This window comes from Vibrio sp. OPT41 (assembly GCF_015163595.1).
GTDB lineage: Bacteria > Pseudomonadota > Gammaproteobacteria > Enterobacterales > Vibrionaceae > Vibrio > Vibrio alginolyticus.
Genome location: NZ_JADDYH010000074.1, coordinates 82,990 through 98,202 on the forward strand (window position 1 = coordinate 82,990; position 15,213 = coordinate 98,202).

General features: G+C 45.1%; 17 protein-coding genes. 8 read left to right on the forward strand and 9 right to left on the reverse strand.

The annotated features are described in order from the left end of the window. Positions 1-6 precede the first annotated feature (6 nt). The 3 genes from IQP38_RS24285 to IQP38_RS24295 all read left to right on the forward strand — a co-directional run bounded on the left by IQP38_RS24285 (position 7) and on the right by IQP38_RS24295 (position 2,545). Positions 7-576 (forward strand): YajG family lipoprotein, encoded by a 570-nt coding sequence (locus IQP38_RS24285; RefSeq protein WP_005380259.1) that lies wholly within the window; start codon positions 7-9, stop codon positions 574-576. After that, the gene (locus IQP38_RS24290) at positions 576-1,121 is read left to right on the forward strand and encodes a peptidylprolyl isomerase (protein WP_017636023.1); all 546 of its coding nucleotides are present in this window, start codon (positions 576-578) and stop codon (positions 1,119-1,121) included. Before IQP38_RS24285 ends, IQP38_RS24290 begins: the two co-directional genes overlap by 1 nt. 71 nt (positions 1,122-1,192) lie before the next feature. Next, positions 1,193-2,545 carry an AmpG family muropeptide MFS transporter gene (locus IQP38_RS24295; protein WP_005380257.1) on the forward strand — a complete coding sequence of 451 codons (1,353 nt, stop codon included), beginning with the start codon at positions 1,193-1,195 and terminating at the stop codon, positions 2,543-2,545. Positions 2,546-2,608: 63 nt separating this feature from the next. Here IQP38_RS24295 and IQP38_RS24300 read toward each other — a convergent pair whose 3' ends face one another. Genes IQP38_RS24300 through IQP38_RS24315 form a run of 4 tightly spaced genes read right to left on the reverse strand, consistent with a single transcriptional unit; the run spans position 2,609 to position 5,845 of the window. Further along, positions 2,609-3,268: a ChrR family anti-sigma-E factor gene (locus IQP38_RS24300; RefSeq protein ID WP_005380256.1), complete on the reverse strand. Its 660-nt coding sequence runs from the start codon at positions 3,266-3,268 to the stop codon at positions 2,609-2,611. Continuing rightward, a complete protein-coding gene (locus tag IQP38_RS24305) occupies positions 3,265-3,849 on the reverse strand; it encodes an RNA polymerase sigma factor (RefSeq protein ID WP_017636022.1) in 585 nt (194 codons plus the stop codon). The genes IQP38_RS24300 and IQP38_RS24305 overlap by 4 nt, the downstream gene beginning before the upstream one ends. Positions 3,850-3,893: 44 nt before the next feature. Then, positions 3,894-5,252 (reverse strand): DUF4397 domain-containing protein, encoded by a 1,359-nt coding sequence (locus IQP38_RS24310; RefSeq protein ID WP_033905539.1) that lies wholly within the window; start codon positions 5,250-5,252, stop codon positions 3,894-3,896. After that, positions 5,249-5,845: an LON peptidase substrate-binding domain-containing protein gene (locus IQP38_RS24315; RefSeq protein ID WP_193838109.1), complete on the reverse strand. Its 597-nt coding sequence runs from the start codon at positions 5,843-5,845 to the stop codon at positions 5,249-5,251. The genes IQP38_RS24310 and IQP38_RS24315 overlap by 4 nt, the downstream gene beginning before the upstream one ends. A gap of 323 nt (positions 5,846-6,168) precedes the next feature. Here IQP38_RS24315 and IQP38_RS24320 point away from each other — a divergent pair, with 323 nt between their 5' ends. The 4 genes from IQP38_RS24320 (at position 6,169) to csdA (ending at position 9,772) form a co-directional block, all read left to right on the forward strand. Beyond that, positions 6,169-6,966, forward strand: coding sequence for an outer membrane protein OmpK (locus IQP38_RS24320; RefSeq protein ID WP_005385292.1), 798 nt, complete (start codon positions 6,169-6,171; stop codon positions 6,964-6,966). A gap of 108 nt (positions 6,967-7,074) precedes the next feature. Further along, positions 7,075-7,965 carry a 2-dehydropantoate 2-reductase gene (gene panE, locus IQP38_RS24325; RefSeq protein WP_054576294.1) on the forward strand — a complete coding sequence of 297 codons (891 nt, stop codon included), beginning with the start codon at positions 7,075-7,077 and terminating at the stop codon, positions 7,963-7,965. Then, positions 7,962-8,561: a DJ-1 family glyoxalase III gene (locus IQP38_RS24330; RefSeq protein WP_054576295.1), complete on the forward strand. Its 600-nt coding sequence runs from the start codon at positions 7,962-7,964 to the stop codon at positions 8,559-8,561. The genes panE and IQP38_RS24330 overlap by 4 nt, the downstream gene beginning before the upstream one ends. Continuing rightward, positions 8,561-9,772 carry a cysteine desulfurase CsdA gene (gene csdA, locus IQP38_RS24335; protein ID WP_054576296.1) on the forward strand — a complete coding sequence of 404 codons (1,212 nt, stop codon included), beginning with the start codon at positions 8,561-8,563 and terminating at the stop codon, positions 9,770-9,772. The genes IQP38_RS24330 and csdA overlap by 1 nt, the downstream gene beginning before the upstream one ends. 33 nt (positions 9,773-9,805) lie before the next feature. Here csdA and IQP38_RS24340 read toward each other — a convergent pair whose 3' ends face one another. From IQP38_RS24340 to IQP38_RS24360, 5 genes are all read right to left on the reverse strand, one after another. Beyond that, entirely contained in the window at positions 9,806-10,726 is a 921-nt protein-coding gene (locus tag IQP38_RS24340; RefSeq protein ID WP_054576297.1) for a GGDEF domain-containing protein, read from the reverse strand. A 309-nt stretch (positions 10,727-11,035) separates the two neighbouring features. Then, positions 11,036-11,464: a cysteine desulfurase sulfur acceptor subunit CsdE gene (gene csdE / locus IQP38_RS24345; protein WP_054576298.1), complete on the reverse strand. Its 429-nt coding sequence runs from the start codon at positions 11,462-11,464 to the stop codon at positions 11,036-11,038. A gap of 19 nt (positions 11,465-11,483) precedes the next feature. Further along, positions 11,484-12,293 (reverse strand): tRNA cyclic N6-threonylcarbamoyladenosine(37) synthase TcdA, encoded by an 810-nt coding sequence (gene tcdA / locus IQP38_RS24350; protein ID WP_005380241.1) that lies wholly within the window; start codon positions 12,291-12,293, stop codon positions 11,484-11,486. Between the two features lie 99 nt (positions 12,294-12,392). Next, complete coding sequence (gene mltA, locus IQP38_RS24355) at positions 12,393-13,496, reverse strand: murein transglycosylase A (RefSeq protein WP_054576299.1); 1,104 nt, start codon at positions 13,494-13,496, stop codon at positions 12,393-12,395. A 273-nt stretch (positions 13,497-13,769) separates the two neighbouring features. Beyond that, positions 13,770-14,225, reverse strand: coding sequence for a DUF2850 domain-containing protein (locus tag IQP38_RS24360; RefSeq protein ID WP_054576300.1), 456 nt, complete (start codon positions 14,223-14,225; stop codon positions 13,770-13,772). A gap of 162 nt (positions 14,226-14,387) precedes the next feature. Here IQP38_RS24360 and argA point away from each other — a divergent pair. Then, positions 14,388-15,213, forward strand: an 826-nt coding sequence (gene argA / locus IQP38_RS26815; RefSeq protein WP_322621764.1) for an amino-acid N-acetyltransferase, incomplete at its 3' end; no start/stop codon positions are given.

Below are 15,213 nucleotides of genomic sequence, written 5' to 3' on the forward strand. Positions count from 1 at the left end.
AATAAAATGAGAAAATTGGTACTTGCGGCTTCGGTTGCGTTGCTTGCTGCGTGTTCAGCCCCTCAACAACCTCAGCTGAACCTGATGCCAGAAAGCACATTGAGCACCAATCCAATTGTTCAAGGCAAGACTTACAGTTTGACCAGCAAAGATGTACGTGCAGCGCAATACGTGGCGTTGGTGGATAACGGCCGTTCGAACATTCTTCCTCTTCATGCTAAACAGAATTTACGTATTGCGTTAGAAGAAGCATTAGAGAAGCAATTCTCATCTCAAGGTTTCCATGCGGATCTAAACAGCAACAACGCGATTGAATTGAGCGTTCAAGAAGCGTTGGTCAACGTGAAGCATTCGGTGATGGAAAATGAGATGGACGCTAAAGTTGTGCTGGAAATCACAGCAGAGACACCTGAGGGCAAGCTAGTCAAAACTTATACAGGTACAGCAAAGCGATCTGGCACATTGAGTGCTTCTGATGCCGATATTGAAGAGACATTGAATGATGTGGTGACATTAACGCTTAAAGAGATTGCCAATGACCCTGAGCTTCGTCAATACATGCAGGAGCGTTTCTAATGTTACGCAAAGCGATTCTGTCTTTAGCATTACTCAGCTGCAGCGTTTGGGCTGGGCCAAAAGTAGCGTTTGAAACGACCCTTGGTTCATTTACGGTTGAGTTAAACGAAGAGAAAGCACCTATCACTGTCGCTAATTTTCTGAAATATGTAGAAGATGGGAGCTACGAAGGTACTATTTTTCATCGTATTATCCCAGGCTTCATGGCACAAGGTGGCGGCTTTAACCAAGATATGCAGATGGTGAAAACATACGCGCCAATCAAAAACGAAGGAAATAATGGCCTAAACAATGACCGTACTACCATCGCCATGGCACGAACTAATGCACCAAACTCTGCAACTCGTCAGTTTTTCGTCAACTTAGTCGACAATGACTTTCTCAACTATGGCGCTCGACCACCAGGTTATGCTGTATTTGGTGAGGTTACTGAGGGGTTCGACGTTATCCAGAAAATGGCTCAGCAGCCGACCACGACAGTAGGCCGAATGCGTGATGTACCAGAGACGCAAATCGTCATCACCAAAGCTACACTACTTAAATAGCCAAAACGATAAGCCCTTTGAATAATCGAAGGGCTTTCTCTTTCAACGGCTTCATTTTATTGGATTGATTTATGTCTTCATTACCTTCCATCACTTGGTTGGAAACGGTAAAAAGTTACCTCGATAAACGACTCATGTGGGTTTTCATGCTGGGCTGCTCTAGCGGCTTTCCGTGGGTTCTTATCGGTTCAAACATGTCAGGTTGGCTAAAAGATGCCGGCTTGACCCTCTCCGCAATTGGCTATTTTGGTAGCGTTTTTGCGGTCTATGCGATCAACTTTCTGTGGGCACCTCTGGTTGACCGCGTGAAGCTGCCAGTCCTCTTTAGACTACTGGGGCAAAGACGTAGCTGGATTTTCTTTTGTCAAAGTATCGTACTCGTCGCTACCCTATTTATTGCCGGCGTTAATCCAGCGGAAAACTTGGTGTTTGCGTCACTACTCGCCTTGTGCATTGCAACGGCTTCAGCGACACAAGACATCGCAATTGATGCTTTTCGTATTGATACTTTCCCAAAGTCAGAAGAGTCTAAACTGCCTCAAGCTTCTGCAATGGCGGTCATTGGCTGGTGGACAGGTTATTCACTACCGGGTTATTTAGCGTTTGTTAATGCTGACAGTGTCGGTTGGAATGGTGTGTACTACGGGATGGCGGTGATAGTCGGCATTCTAATGGTCTTTACGATTTTAGTCGGTGAACCGAAGACTCAACGCGAACAACTTCAGTCTGCCGCTGAACAACGCCACAAAGAAGTGGTTGGTTCAAAAGTCGTAGCTTGGTTTACCGTGACTGTTGTAGAACCTTTCCTTGATTTCTTTAATCGCAATGGCGTCCGTGTCGCGATTACTCTGTTGCTGTTCGTTTTCCTATTTAAAATTGGCGAAGCGTTTTTGGGCAGGATGTCGATCGCGTTCTATAAAGATATTGGTTTTAGCAATGAACAAATTGGCTATTACTCCAAACTGATCGGTTGGGGAGCCACCATCTTCTTTACTTTTGTCGGAAGCATGTTCAACGTTAGGTTTGGTATTGTACGTGGATTAATGATCGGCGGTATTGCTATGTCTGCCAGTAACTTGATGTTTGCTTGGATTGCTTCGGTAGGCCCAAACGAGCACTTGTACTTAGCCACGATTATTGTCGATAACTTTACGACTGCTTTCTCAACTGTCGCTTTTGTTTCATTTTTGACGATTCTAACCGGGCAAGCATTTTCGGCAACTCAGTATGCGTTGCTTGCCTCTCTAGGAAACTTCGGACGGACGACTCTTGCTTCTTTCAGTGGCGAGCTAGTGGATTATCTTAATGATTGGAGCACATTCTTCGTGCTTACCGCTGTCATGGTCGTGCCAAGCTTGATTATGTTGTACTCGCTACGACATTACTTTGATGCTCTATTGGAAAAAGCACGTCACAAACATTAACGAAACATATAAAAAACCACCGAATTCGGTGGTTTTTGTTTTGCGAGATATAAGATAAGAGGTCTATGGGTATAACCCTTTACCAAACATATTAAATATACGTGCCACGCCTTGAGTAAAGATCATCGGCTCAGTCAATACGGTTAAACACAAGCAGTCTTCTCCGGCCTTAGTGTAAGGGCTGTGCTTCACTGATGCGTCTCTAATCATCAAATCGCCTTCTTCATATTGGCCATCCTCGTCACTAAATCCACCATGTAGGATCAATGTAGACTCCAGGCCTTTGTGCGTATGTTGAGGAATTTGCACATCTTCCCCGATGTACATTAAGCTGACACGAGCGTCTTCCCCTAGGTCAATCTGAGCACTGAAAACCTTGCCTCCGTAACTTCTCCATGACCCTACGAGGTCAGAGAAACGCGCTAGAGTTTTAGGAAGAGCGAAACTTTTTCCTGCCACATTAACAGCAGCAGAGTCGCGGATCACGATATTATCAGTCGCTGGCTCCGCATTGATGATGTCATTAAACATGTCGTCAAATTCAGAAACATACTCAGAAGGTATGTCACTTACGATGTTCGCTTGACTTGCTTCGACTTGGTTCACATAAGCTCGGCACTTGGTGCATGTTTCTAAATGGGTTGCGACCACAAGACCAGAAACTGCATCAATGCTTCCCGAAGCGTATGCTTCTAACAAGCTGTTATCTGGGTGTTTGTTCATAGTTGCTCCGTATGCATTGAATGCCTTAGCTTTTCTACTGCAAGCCTCAGCCTGGATTTTACGGTACCGAGGGGTATATCAAATAATTCCGCGACCTGTTGATGAGGTAACTCTTCAAGATATACCGCTTGTAAAACATCTCTCTGGTTTTTCGGTAATATATCTAAAAACTTAACCACCTGTTCTTTCAACATATCTTGTTCTGGTGAATAGTGATCAACAAGATCAGGTGGATAATACTCTGACGGCCAAATGTCATCAGAATGAATGTGTAATTCCTTACCTTTCTGTTTTCTCAGCAGATCAAAACAAAGGTTTCGGATTATGGTATATATCCAAGTCGATAACGCGCTCTTTTCACCATCATAGAGGTGCGCTTTCTGCCAAACTGTCGCCATGGTCTCTTGCACCATCTCCATAGCAACTTGCTCATTACCAACATGTTTGTAAGCGAATTGCTTCAGCTTGGGTGCGTAAAAACGGAATACAAAAGCGAAAGCATCTTTGTCTCGATCCTTCACTTTATCCATGTAATCGTTCCAATCACTGCGCCCCAGTTTTTTCGGGCTATCACTCATCATAATCGGCCTTAATTTGTGGGAGGAGTTTCCTCCTCCCATTCTTCCTAATCGGTCACGTCATCGACCAACAAGTTGAAACCACCGTTGTTCCCATCATCAATGGCAACGACTTGGTACACAACACCGTTCATTACATTGACTGGTGCTGAGTCAACCGCAACAATACTTGGGTTACCAGCCACTGTTACCGTTACATAATATGTACCTTCAGCGACATATAATCCTTGTACACTATTTTTATACGCAAAATTAGCAATAGTTGGATCACTTCCATCTATTCCTGCACTCGTAGTGAGGTAAATATCCACCATTTCCGCTATAGGATTAGCCGCCGCGTGTGTCACATTCAATGTCGCGCTAGTCGTCACAGCGCGTCTCATATCTTCAACAACCAGAGCTTCGATATCAATCGCTGGGCTAACAACACCGACTGCATAAACACTGTAATCCATTCCACCTGCAACCATTAACCCGTCAACATCTATGATCGGATTGGTTGTTGTGCCATCCACGTAAACATCAATATCGTAATCCCCAGCAGCAAGATCCAAATAACCACGAATCTCTTTGAACGCTAAGTCGGCAAGAGGAGCGAAGGCCGCCCCGTTAACGTTAACATCGACGACTGGCGCTCCATCGACAAGGTGTCCGACTCTTACTTCAGCTTGGCTGCCCATATCTTCAATTATAGAAGAGCCCGAACCGTCCAACACCAAGAGTTTGACAGGTGACGTGCTATTCGAATCTCCTGTGCCGATAGCGGCAATCGTCAAGTTGGAGTTAGCCGCAAGAGGTACTGTGCCGGAGTCAAAAGCAACGCTGTCTCCTACGGCAAGTCGAACTTGATACTCACCAGCTGGGATGTTCAATACGTCGGTAGAAGCTTTGTAAGCAAGGTTAGTTATTGGAGTCGCGCTAGCAAGAGCAACACCTGGCTCAGTGACATAAAGATCAACAGCAGGAACGCCTGAAGCTGCATGAACAACTTGAACATCTAGACTATTGGCATCAGCCATTGAATCGGCGCTGCGAGTCACAACTAAAGGCTCAACTGGGTTTGGCGAACCATCGGCATCGCCAACAACGAACACGTTATAATTGAGGTCGGAATCAAGATCTAGTTCTGTTTTAGGTATTACGGTCGCGGTTTCATTACCTGGGAGCTGAACATCGACCTGAATCGAATTCATCCCCTCTCGCAATTTAACGTAGCCAGATCCCACACCATAATCAACATTCGTTAATGATGGTTTATCGTTGATCCACACATTTGCAAGCGGCGCATCAGAAGACGCGTGCACTGCCTGTAAATTGGAATACTCGATAGTGTCACTGTCGGAGCCACACGCCGCCAGTCCTAATGTCGCAACAATAGTTAGCGCAGCTTTATTAAATCCTTTCATATCCTTGCCTCTTTGTTAGTCGGGGCTTCTATGGCTTCTGTCAGAAATTGCAACGCAGAAATACAGTCCTCTGCGCCGACTAGCTGTTCGAACAGATTGCAGTCTAGGGGTAGTAACTCAAGCCAACGCTGAGTAACCCAAGCAGAGTCATCGTAAAAACGATGCTGGTAGAGGCTTCCAAGTTGAGGAAACTCTTCATAAACATGGGATAACTGCTGGCTTAAAAAGAAGAAATCTGGTGAGTTGTCTAGATGTTGCCAATTGTCTAACCATTCAACCTCTGCATGACGTAAGCCATCCGCATCTGCACGGACGCGTTTGACAACAAAGCGTTGTTCACCAGCAACTGTAATACCAAGAAGGCCATCACTGAGTGTTTCAAAATCAACGATCCTGACCAAAGTTCCGATAGATGAAACGTTACCCACGTCTTTAGGGTCACCTTCACTTCCTACTAGGCAAACTCCAAAACCCATATTTTGTAGGCTGCATTCCTTTACCATTCGCTTATATCGTGGCTCAAAAATGCGCAGATTCATTTTACCTTCAGGGAGTACAACTGAAGTGAGTGGGAATAACATGACTTCTTTCATTCAAACGTCCTCTTTGATTCACGGATACATACGAATCCCTTATCACTCCGATCACTAACGATTTATGTTGGTTAATCGACTGGCTTAAAAAGTCATAAAATCGCTTACGCAAACGATCCAAATCACATATTTATTGCAATAAAATGCAACAAACAAAAAGTTCCGTAAATAAAGATAATTTCGTGATGCAACTCACCAAAAACGTTTCATTTTGCACCCTTTATCACTTTCATTTGGGATTTTTATCGCTATTATTCCCGCCAATTGGAAAGCGCAGCACAGATTGCGTGTTCTGAATCATTACAAACATAGAGAGTCCCCTTATGCGTAAATCACTTTTAGCTCTTAGCCTTCTAGCGGCTACTTCAGCTCCAGTTATGGCGGCAGATTACTCTGACGGCGATATTCACAAAAACGATTACAAGTGGATGCAATTTAACCTAATGGGTGCATTTGACGAACTTCCAGGTGAGTCTTCACACGACTACCTAGAAATGGAATTCGGCGGCCGCTCTGGTATCTTCGACCTTTACGGCTACGTTGATGTATTCAACCTAACTTCTGATCCAGGTAGCGACAAAGCTGGCGCAGAGAAGATCTTTATGAAATTCGCTCCACGTATGTCTCTAGATGCGGTAACTGGTAAAGACCTATCTTTCGGTCCAGTTCAAGAGCTATACGTTGCAACTCTAATCGAGTGGGGTGGTAACTCTGGTGTTAACTCTCAAAAAATCGGTCTAGGTTCTGACGTAATGGTTCCTTGGTTTGGTAAAGTTGGTGTTAACCTATACGGTACTTACGACGGCAACAAAAAGGATTGGAACGGTTTCCAAATCTCGACTAACTGGTTCAAACCATTCTACTTCTTCGAGAACGGTTCATTCATTTCTTACCAAGGCTACATCGATTACCAATTCGGTATGGATGATGATGCTGGTAACAAGTTTGGTTCAACCGCGTCAAACGGTGGTGCAATGTTCAACGGTATCTACTGGCACTCAGACCGCTTCGCAGTGGGTTACGGTCTAAAAGGTTACAAAGACGTGTACGGTATCAAAGATACTGATGGGTTCAAGTCAACTGGCTTTGGCCACTACCTTGCTGTAACTTACAAGTTCTAATTGAACCACTAAGTTTGCTCAAAAATGGCGCCTTTCGGCGCCATTTTTATTTGCTTTCCTTTTTTCCCTCATTATCCTTGCAGCAAACCTTTTTAATGAGAGCGTTTGGTGAATATCCTTATCCTCGGTCCAGGTGCGGTGGGCTCACTCTGGGCAACAAAATTTAAGCTTGCCGGGCACAATGTTTCATTGTGGGGAAGAAGTTCTGAAAGCCAACAATCACTTCAGTTGGATGACACACCCGCAATCGTATTCAGTAATCAAGATATTTCCTCCGTAAATAAAGCAGATCTCATTTTGATCACGGTAAAAGCTTGGCAAATGGAAGACGCCATTCAGCCTTTACTGCCTCATATCAACGCAGACACGATTATCATGCTGATGCACAATGGTATGGGTACCGCCTCTGGCGTGGAGAAGGCTCTGCCAAACAATCCTATCGTGCTCGCCACAACGACGCACGGCGCATACAAACCAGATAACCAACACGTACTGCATACCGGTCACGGAACAACGCAAGTGGGTGGTTATAATGACAAAGGAATGCAGTGCACTTTTCTGAAAGATGTTATGCATAATGCCCTTCCAGAGGCCATTTGGAATCCACACATCCAATCTGCGTTATGGACTAAGTTAGCGATCAACTGCGCGATTAACCCACTGACTGCGATTCTCCAGTGTAAGAATGGTGAACTTGCGAAGCCCGAGTTTAAGATACAACTCGAAAGCATCACTCAAGAACTGGTTGAAGTACTGAGTAAAGAAGGTATTGCTATCGAGTTTCGCTCTCTTTTCGATACGGTAATGCAAGTGGTGAACGCCACAGCTGAGAACTATTCTTCAATGAGACAAGACGTATTCCATCAGCGTCGAACGGAAATTGATTTTATAACCGGATACTTGTTAAAGGCTGCCAAGAAACATCGCATCAATACGCCTGAGAATTTAAAACTTTACCAACGCATCAAACAAATAGAACAAAGCTGGACAGAACAATGAGTAAGAAAATCTTAGTACCAATCGCTCCAGGCACCGAAGAAATGGAAGCCGTCACCGTCATCGACATGATGGTTCGCGCGGGTTATGACGTTACAGTAGCGAGTGCTGCTTTTGATGGCTCATTGACGATGAAAGCTTCTCGCGGAGTCACATTAACGGCAGATTGTAAGCTGGTCGATATCGCTGATGATGAGTTTGATGCCATAGCGCTTTCTGGTGGTGTTGGTGGTGCAGAAATTTTCCGTGATAGTACGGTGATGATAGAAATCCTTAAGCAGCACATCTACGAGGGAAAATTGGTTGCTGCTATCTGCGCATCACCGGCGTTGGTATTGCAACACCATAATCTTTTCCCACAATCACTGATGACCTGTCACCCGAGCTTGCAGTCACATATCCCGGAAGAGAAGTGGCGCAGCAAACGCGTGACCTTTGATATCAACCACAACCTGATCACTAGTCAAGGTCCGGGTACAGCTTTAGAGTTCGCGATGGAAGTAATCATTCAACTCTCAGGTAAAAAACACGCATGGTCAGTTGCTGAACCAATGATCCCTCTGCCTACTCTGCACTACCACAAGCTTGGTGAAGAATAATGTTTGACGTAAATGCTGTACGTGAGCAATTTCCCGCTCTAAATCAATCCGTCAACGATACGCCCTTAGTGTATCTAGATAGCGCAGCGACAACGCAAAAACCGCAATGTGTGATTGATGTCATCAGTCATTACTACAGTGCGCAAAATGCCAATGTTCACCGTGGCAGCCACAGTTTAACGGCTAATGCCACCAGCCAATTTGAAGCGGCACGAGAACGAGTGGCAAGCTTTATTGGTGCAAACAGCTCTAAAGAGATCATTTGGACACGGGGCGCAACCGAAGCACTGAACTTAATTGCTCAAACCTACGCCCGTAGCACGTTACAACCAGGTGATGAGATCTTGATTAGCGAGATGGAGCACCACGCCAACATCGTGCCCTGGCAAATCGTGGCAGAACAAACGGGTGCTAAAGTCATTAAAGTTCCGATGACATCAGATTGTCAGTTCGACATCAGTGCATTTGAGGCGCTTCTGTCTGACCGCTGTAAAATTGTTACTTGCGCACAAATAACCAACGTAACAGGCACACGCCAACCTATCGAAAAAATCACTGAACTGGCGCACAACGTTGGCGCGGTTGTTGTAGTTGATGGCGCGCAAGGCATCGTACATGAGCAACTTGATTTATCGGCATCAGATATCGATTTCTACGTTTTCTCAGGTCACAAACTTTATGCACCAGCAGGCATTGGGGTTTTATACGGCAAGCTTGAACTTTTGGAAGCCATGCCACCATGGCACGGCGGCGGCAAAATGGTTGAACGCGTTTCTTTCGAGAAAACGACGTTTTCTGCACTTCCTGGTAAATTTGAAGCGGGCACACCAAACGTTGCGGGCGCGATTGCTCTAGCGAAAGCCATTGAGTGGTACCAAGGTTTTGACCATCACGAAGTAGAGGCTCATTTCCATGTGCTTCAGGATAAGGCCTACCAAGCACTAAGCGCTTTGGATGACATCCATATTCTAGGCTATCAACCGAATGCCTCTGTACTGACCTTCGTAATGGACGGCGTTCATCACCAAGATATTGCGACGCTGCTCGATCAACAAGGCATTGCGGTACGAGCAGGACACCACTGCGCTCACCCATTGATGGATGCGCTAAATGTGAAAGGCACGGTACGCGTCTCTTTTGGTATTTATAACACGACGAGCGATGTGGAAAGACTCATCGCCGCCGTTGAAAAAGCCGTCGACATGCTATAACGCCAACGGTTTGATTTGGAGTAACCAACAAGGTTACTCCATCTGCCTATCCAGAGTCGCCACGCAATTTCTGCCATTTCTTTTCGCAGCATAAAGCGCTTTATCTGCATGCGCATACAAACGTTTGGTGGTTTCATTTCTGCCTATTTCCACCACGCCTACACTCACCGTGACCGGAATTTCAATCTTTTCAAATTCGAACTGACAATTTTGAATGTGGGAACGTACTTCCTCTCCTACCTCTTTCGCCGCCGACAGAGAAGTTTCTGGCAAAATAATCGCAAACTCCTCCCCTCCGACTCTTGCGAAAATTTCGTCTTTGACGAGTAAGTGAGAAACCAAATCAGCTAACGTTTCTAAGACATGGTCTCCCGCATCATGGCCACGTTTATCATTAATGACTTTAAAAAAGTCCAAATCAAACAATAACAACGCGGAGTGATAGTTCGGCTCTTGAGCTTTAATGACCTCTTCTGTGAGCTTTTCGAAAAAAACACGTCGGTTGTAGATATTGGTGAGAGCATCTATTTGGCTTTGATGGCGAAGAAGGGTTTCAACTCGGTGGCGATTGGAGATGTTGCGTGTAAGAATAAGGACAACGCGACGACCCCGGTATTTTATAGCGAGTGGGCAGATCTTGCCTTCGTAGTATAGGTCGCCTCTTGGCCCACTGTTAGCATCTATTCCCTGAATGCTGTCGGCGCACATCTTGTACTCGATCGTCACAATACTGTCTTGTTTCAGTGACCGCTTTATCTGTTCGATAAACCAGTCAGCTTTATCTTTCTCGAGTACGCTGTGCAGCGTCTCACCTATCAAATTACTTCCATCGTGATAGGCTTTTTTATCTGTTCCTCCAAAAACATCAATATAGATACCATCTTCACTCAGAATAAAAGTGGGGTCTGGCATTCCGGATAAAACGTCTTGCGCATGTTCCAAGGTGAATTGCATATAGGGAGGTTCCTAGCATTTGTATCTAAGTAACCCAATCGCTTCCAAGTGTGTTTCCACATAGGGGAATAGGAGCGGATGGGGCATATGTCTATTATCTAATATAGAAAAATTTTAAATACAATTGAGTTTATAAAAACCAAGTGGGCAATATAATGAACCAGGATCAATAGAATGGTTAATTAACGCTAAAATAGTCGACCATTTGCATACTTTTTATCCATAAGCAAAAAATATCTCAACTCAGATACAAAAAACGCCAAACAGCTAGGCTATTCGGCGTTTTTTAAGAGTTGGGAAAATGACTCGTTACACGGCGATTTGCTTAATCTGCTCTACAATAGCTTTCAAGCCATTACCACGTGACGGGCTTAAATGGGAGACAAGCCCCAGCTGATCAAAATAAGCATCAATATCAAATGCTTGAATTTGATCGGCCGTTTTACCGTCATAAGCAGCCATTACCAAGGCAATCAATCCACGGACGATACGCGCATCGGAGTCCCCACAAAAATGCCAAACGCCATCTTGCTCTTGGCTCACTAACCACACCAAGCTTTCACAACCCGAAACGGTAACTTGTTCTGATTTCAGCTCTTCTGGCATTTGTGGCAGCTTTTTACCCCACTGAATAACCTGACGGTAACGATCTTCCCAGCCTTGAAGTTGCTGCATAGTCGCTACAATGTCTTCGCTGGTGATATCTGTACCAAATGGAGAAACGGGAAAATCTGTCATGATGCGCTCTTCTTCTAGTTTACTTCTTATATTTTGAAATCAACTTCTCAACGATTCGCGATACCGCGACAAAGCCAAACGTTGCAGTTACAACAGTCGCCGCACCAAAACCGCTAGCACAATCCATACGTTTTGGGCCTTCCGCTGTCGACTTCACACCACACACTGAACCGTCTGCTTGAGGGTACTTCAGCTGCTCGGTTGAAAACACGCAATCAATACCAAACTTACGAGCCGGATTCTTAGGGAAGTTATGATGACGACGCAGGGTGTCTTTGATTTTCTTCGCTAGAGGATCTTGGATCGTTTTCGTTAAATCAGCGACCATGATCTGCGTTGGGTCAACCTGACCACCAGCACCACCCGTGGTGATCACTTTGATCTTGTTGCTGCGGCAATACGCCAACAAAGACGCCTTCGCTTTTACGCTGTCAATCGCATCTAGCACGTAATCAAATTCTTTGCTTAAGTACTCATGTTGATTGTCTGGCGTGATGAAATCATCAATCAGATTGACTTTACACTCTGGGTTGATCAATTTGACACGCTCGGCCATCACTTCAATTTTGCTTTGGCCAACGGTGCCCGTCATCGCATGAATTTGGCGGTTAATATTCGTGACACAAACATCGTCCATATCAATCAGAGTCAACTCACCGATCCCCGTACGAGCCAGCGCTTCCACCGCCCATGAACCTACGCCACCAATACCAATCACACAAACGTGTGCAGCGCGAAGAATGTCTACTTCACTGTTGCCATAAAGACGACGAGTGCCGCCAAAGCGTTGATTGTAGCTGTCAGATGCTGGGGTATCGAGTTCACGCATATTGAAGTCCAGATGATCGATAGAAAAACAAAGAGTGCGATTTATACGCACTCTTTGATGAAATGTCTAGATAAGAGAGTGTTCCTCTTTCTTGGGTCGCTATTGTAGCTTTTCTGGCGGCAAAGCCCAAGGCGCTTGAGTTGGTGAGTTTTCCAGCCCAAGTTTCCAAACTCGACCAAAATGCTTGTAGTGCCCTGCTTCCGTTCCTGCTCTCGCACCAATGCCATGATACAGATCCAAATGGTTCTGTTTTACCGCACCACCAGTGTCTAAAACGATCAGCATTCGCAGTTGATGCGCACCGCTCCACGTACCATCCGCATTCAGCAATGGTACTTCCGCCAAGATTGGTGTCCCCATTGGTAAGATAGAACGGTCACCCGCGACCGCCGCCATTGGCAACAAAGGAATACCAGCCGACCCCGTTACTGGCGCTTCCGCTTTTGGTGCAAAGAAGACGTAAGAAGGGTTTTGCTCCAACAACTCGCGCACTGTCGCATCGTCGTTGTCCATCACCCACTCTTTGATTGCTTTGAGGGACATTTTTTCACGCGGCACTTCACCACGTTCAATCAAAATGCGGCCAATACTAACGTAAGCTTTATTATTTTTCCCTGCGTACGCGAAGTACTCCAACGTATCATCATCTTCAAAATGCACATAGCCACTGCCCTGCACTTCCATCATAAACGGGTCAATACGATTAGGCGCATAACCTAGCACTAAACCTTGGCCATCTAATGCCCCGTTGTAGATCTCCGCGCGAGTCGGACAATCTGATGAGCAGTTTGGCTTGCCATAAACTGGGTACTTAAAAATGTCGTTTGGTGTATGACGCAGCTCCATCACGGGAGAAAAGTATCCGGTAAACAGTACATTACCTTTTTGATCACCACCGCCTAATTGCGCAGCTTGAATGCCAAACGCACTCAACGCGCTGGTGTCTCCGCTTTGTTGCGCCCACTCACTTAATCGTTGATATAGCGGTTGGTAAATCTTCGCCATGGATGGTGACTTTATCACCACTTGCTCTGCTTGCTTGTTAAATTCAGTAAAATCGCGTGGTTTGTTAGACTCAACTACGTCCACTTTATTGAGGATCTGAGGAAACTCACCATCAAGATATTGCTGAGCACGATCATTTTGTTGAGCACAGCCAAAGAGTAGGCTCAAAGAGATAATAGGAAGGAGTTTTTTTAACACGTGTCTTTTCCGTAAAAGAGAATAGCAAAAGGATGGCAAACAAATGAATACGACGCAATTGAAAAGGAACGACAAAATGTTTCAACGCTAAGCCAATCCGTTTACTCGTTGTAAATTCATTCAGTTAATGCAACATGATAACAGCGGAAGAATTACGGAATTGTCCGGATTATGTTTGAAAGTAAAATTTACTGATTGAGAGATGAAGTTGTGATCATCCATGTGACTCACAGACGAAAAAGCTGTCAGCTTAAGAGACAATAATAAAAACGACTATCTTACCGCAATCCTTGCACGCCCCTCTAAACGGAATACAGGTAGATAATGTGCATTAGCATCCAGCTTCATTTCTGCATGCTGCTTACCCACAAAATTGAAGTGCCGCTCATTTGAACCCACTCGATACGAAAACGAATCCCCATCGAATTCAAAACTGGTCGCCACTGTAGAACCATTTACGGTAACACCGCGCTCACTCAACACAAATTCTTCACGAGCATAAGGCGCAACATCTTGCTCAACCCAGCGACCATAAATTATCGATTTGGGAATGGGCGGATTAATGGTTCGAGTAATCAAATCACTATACAGCATGCACACGACAACGGTTCCAACTATCGCTATAAGCATGAGAGAACGCTCTAGCCACTTACGAAGCATTGATTTAGATGACGTTTTTGACAGATTTGAAGCAGTGATCGCAGCATTCTTATTAACAGCAGAAGACATGAGGTTCACGTATTGAGGAAAGACGCACCCATTGTAACCTTCCCTTTTAACGGGACCAAGAACCTACCTCAATATGTTTGTGCTTTATTCCAAAATTTCACCTTGCCACCAAGTGAATAAAAAGGCATTATTTTAACATAATTAAACAAGGGAATGGCTGTAGTGAAAATTCGTAGTACTGCTCTCGTAAAAGGATTCCGTCAATCAACACCTTATGTCAATGCTCACCGCGGAAAAACCATGGTGATCATGCTGGGCGGAGAAGCCGTCGCACACAAAAATTTTGGCAATATTATTAATGATATCGCACTCATGCACAGCCTCGGAATCAAAGTCGTGGTGGTGTATGGTGCACGTCCTCAAATTAATCAGCTGCTAGAAAAACAAGACCTCACTACGCCTTACCACAAAAATATCCGCATTACGGATGAATCGGCTTTATCTGTTGTTATGCAAGCTGCCGGACAACTTCAGCTTGCGATTACTGCGCGCCTATCAATGAGCCTCAACAACACTCCGATGGCAGGCACCCAGCTCAATGTCGTTAGCGGAAACTACATCATTGCTCAGCCACTCGGCGTTGATGATGGTGTGGACTATTGCCATAGTGGACGCATTCGCCGCATTGACACCGACGCGATTAATCGCACGCTCGACCAAGGCTCTATTGTGCTACTTGGCCCCATTGCTAGCTCTGTGACTGGCGAGTGTTTTAACTTACTTTCTGAAGAAGTCGCGACACAACTGGCGATAAAGCTGGGTGCGGATAAGCTGATTGGTTTTTGCTCCGAACAAGGTGTCATTGATGACAACGGCAATGCTGTCGCCGAATTACTGCCAATTGAGGCGGAGCATGTCATCAAAACGCTCTCTGAAAATACGTCTCCTGATCTAGATTACAACACAGGAACACTGCGCTTTCTTAAAGGCTCTATTGCCGCTTGCCGTGCCGGAGTACCTCGTAGCCACTTGATCAGTTATAAAGTAG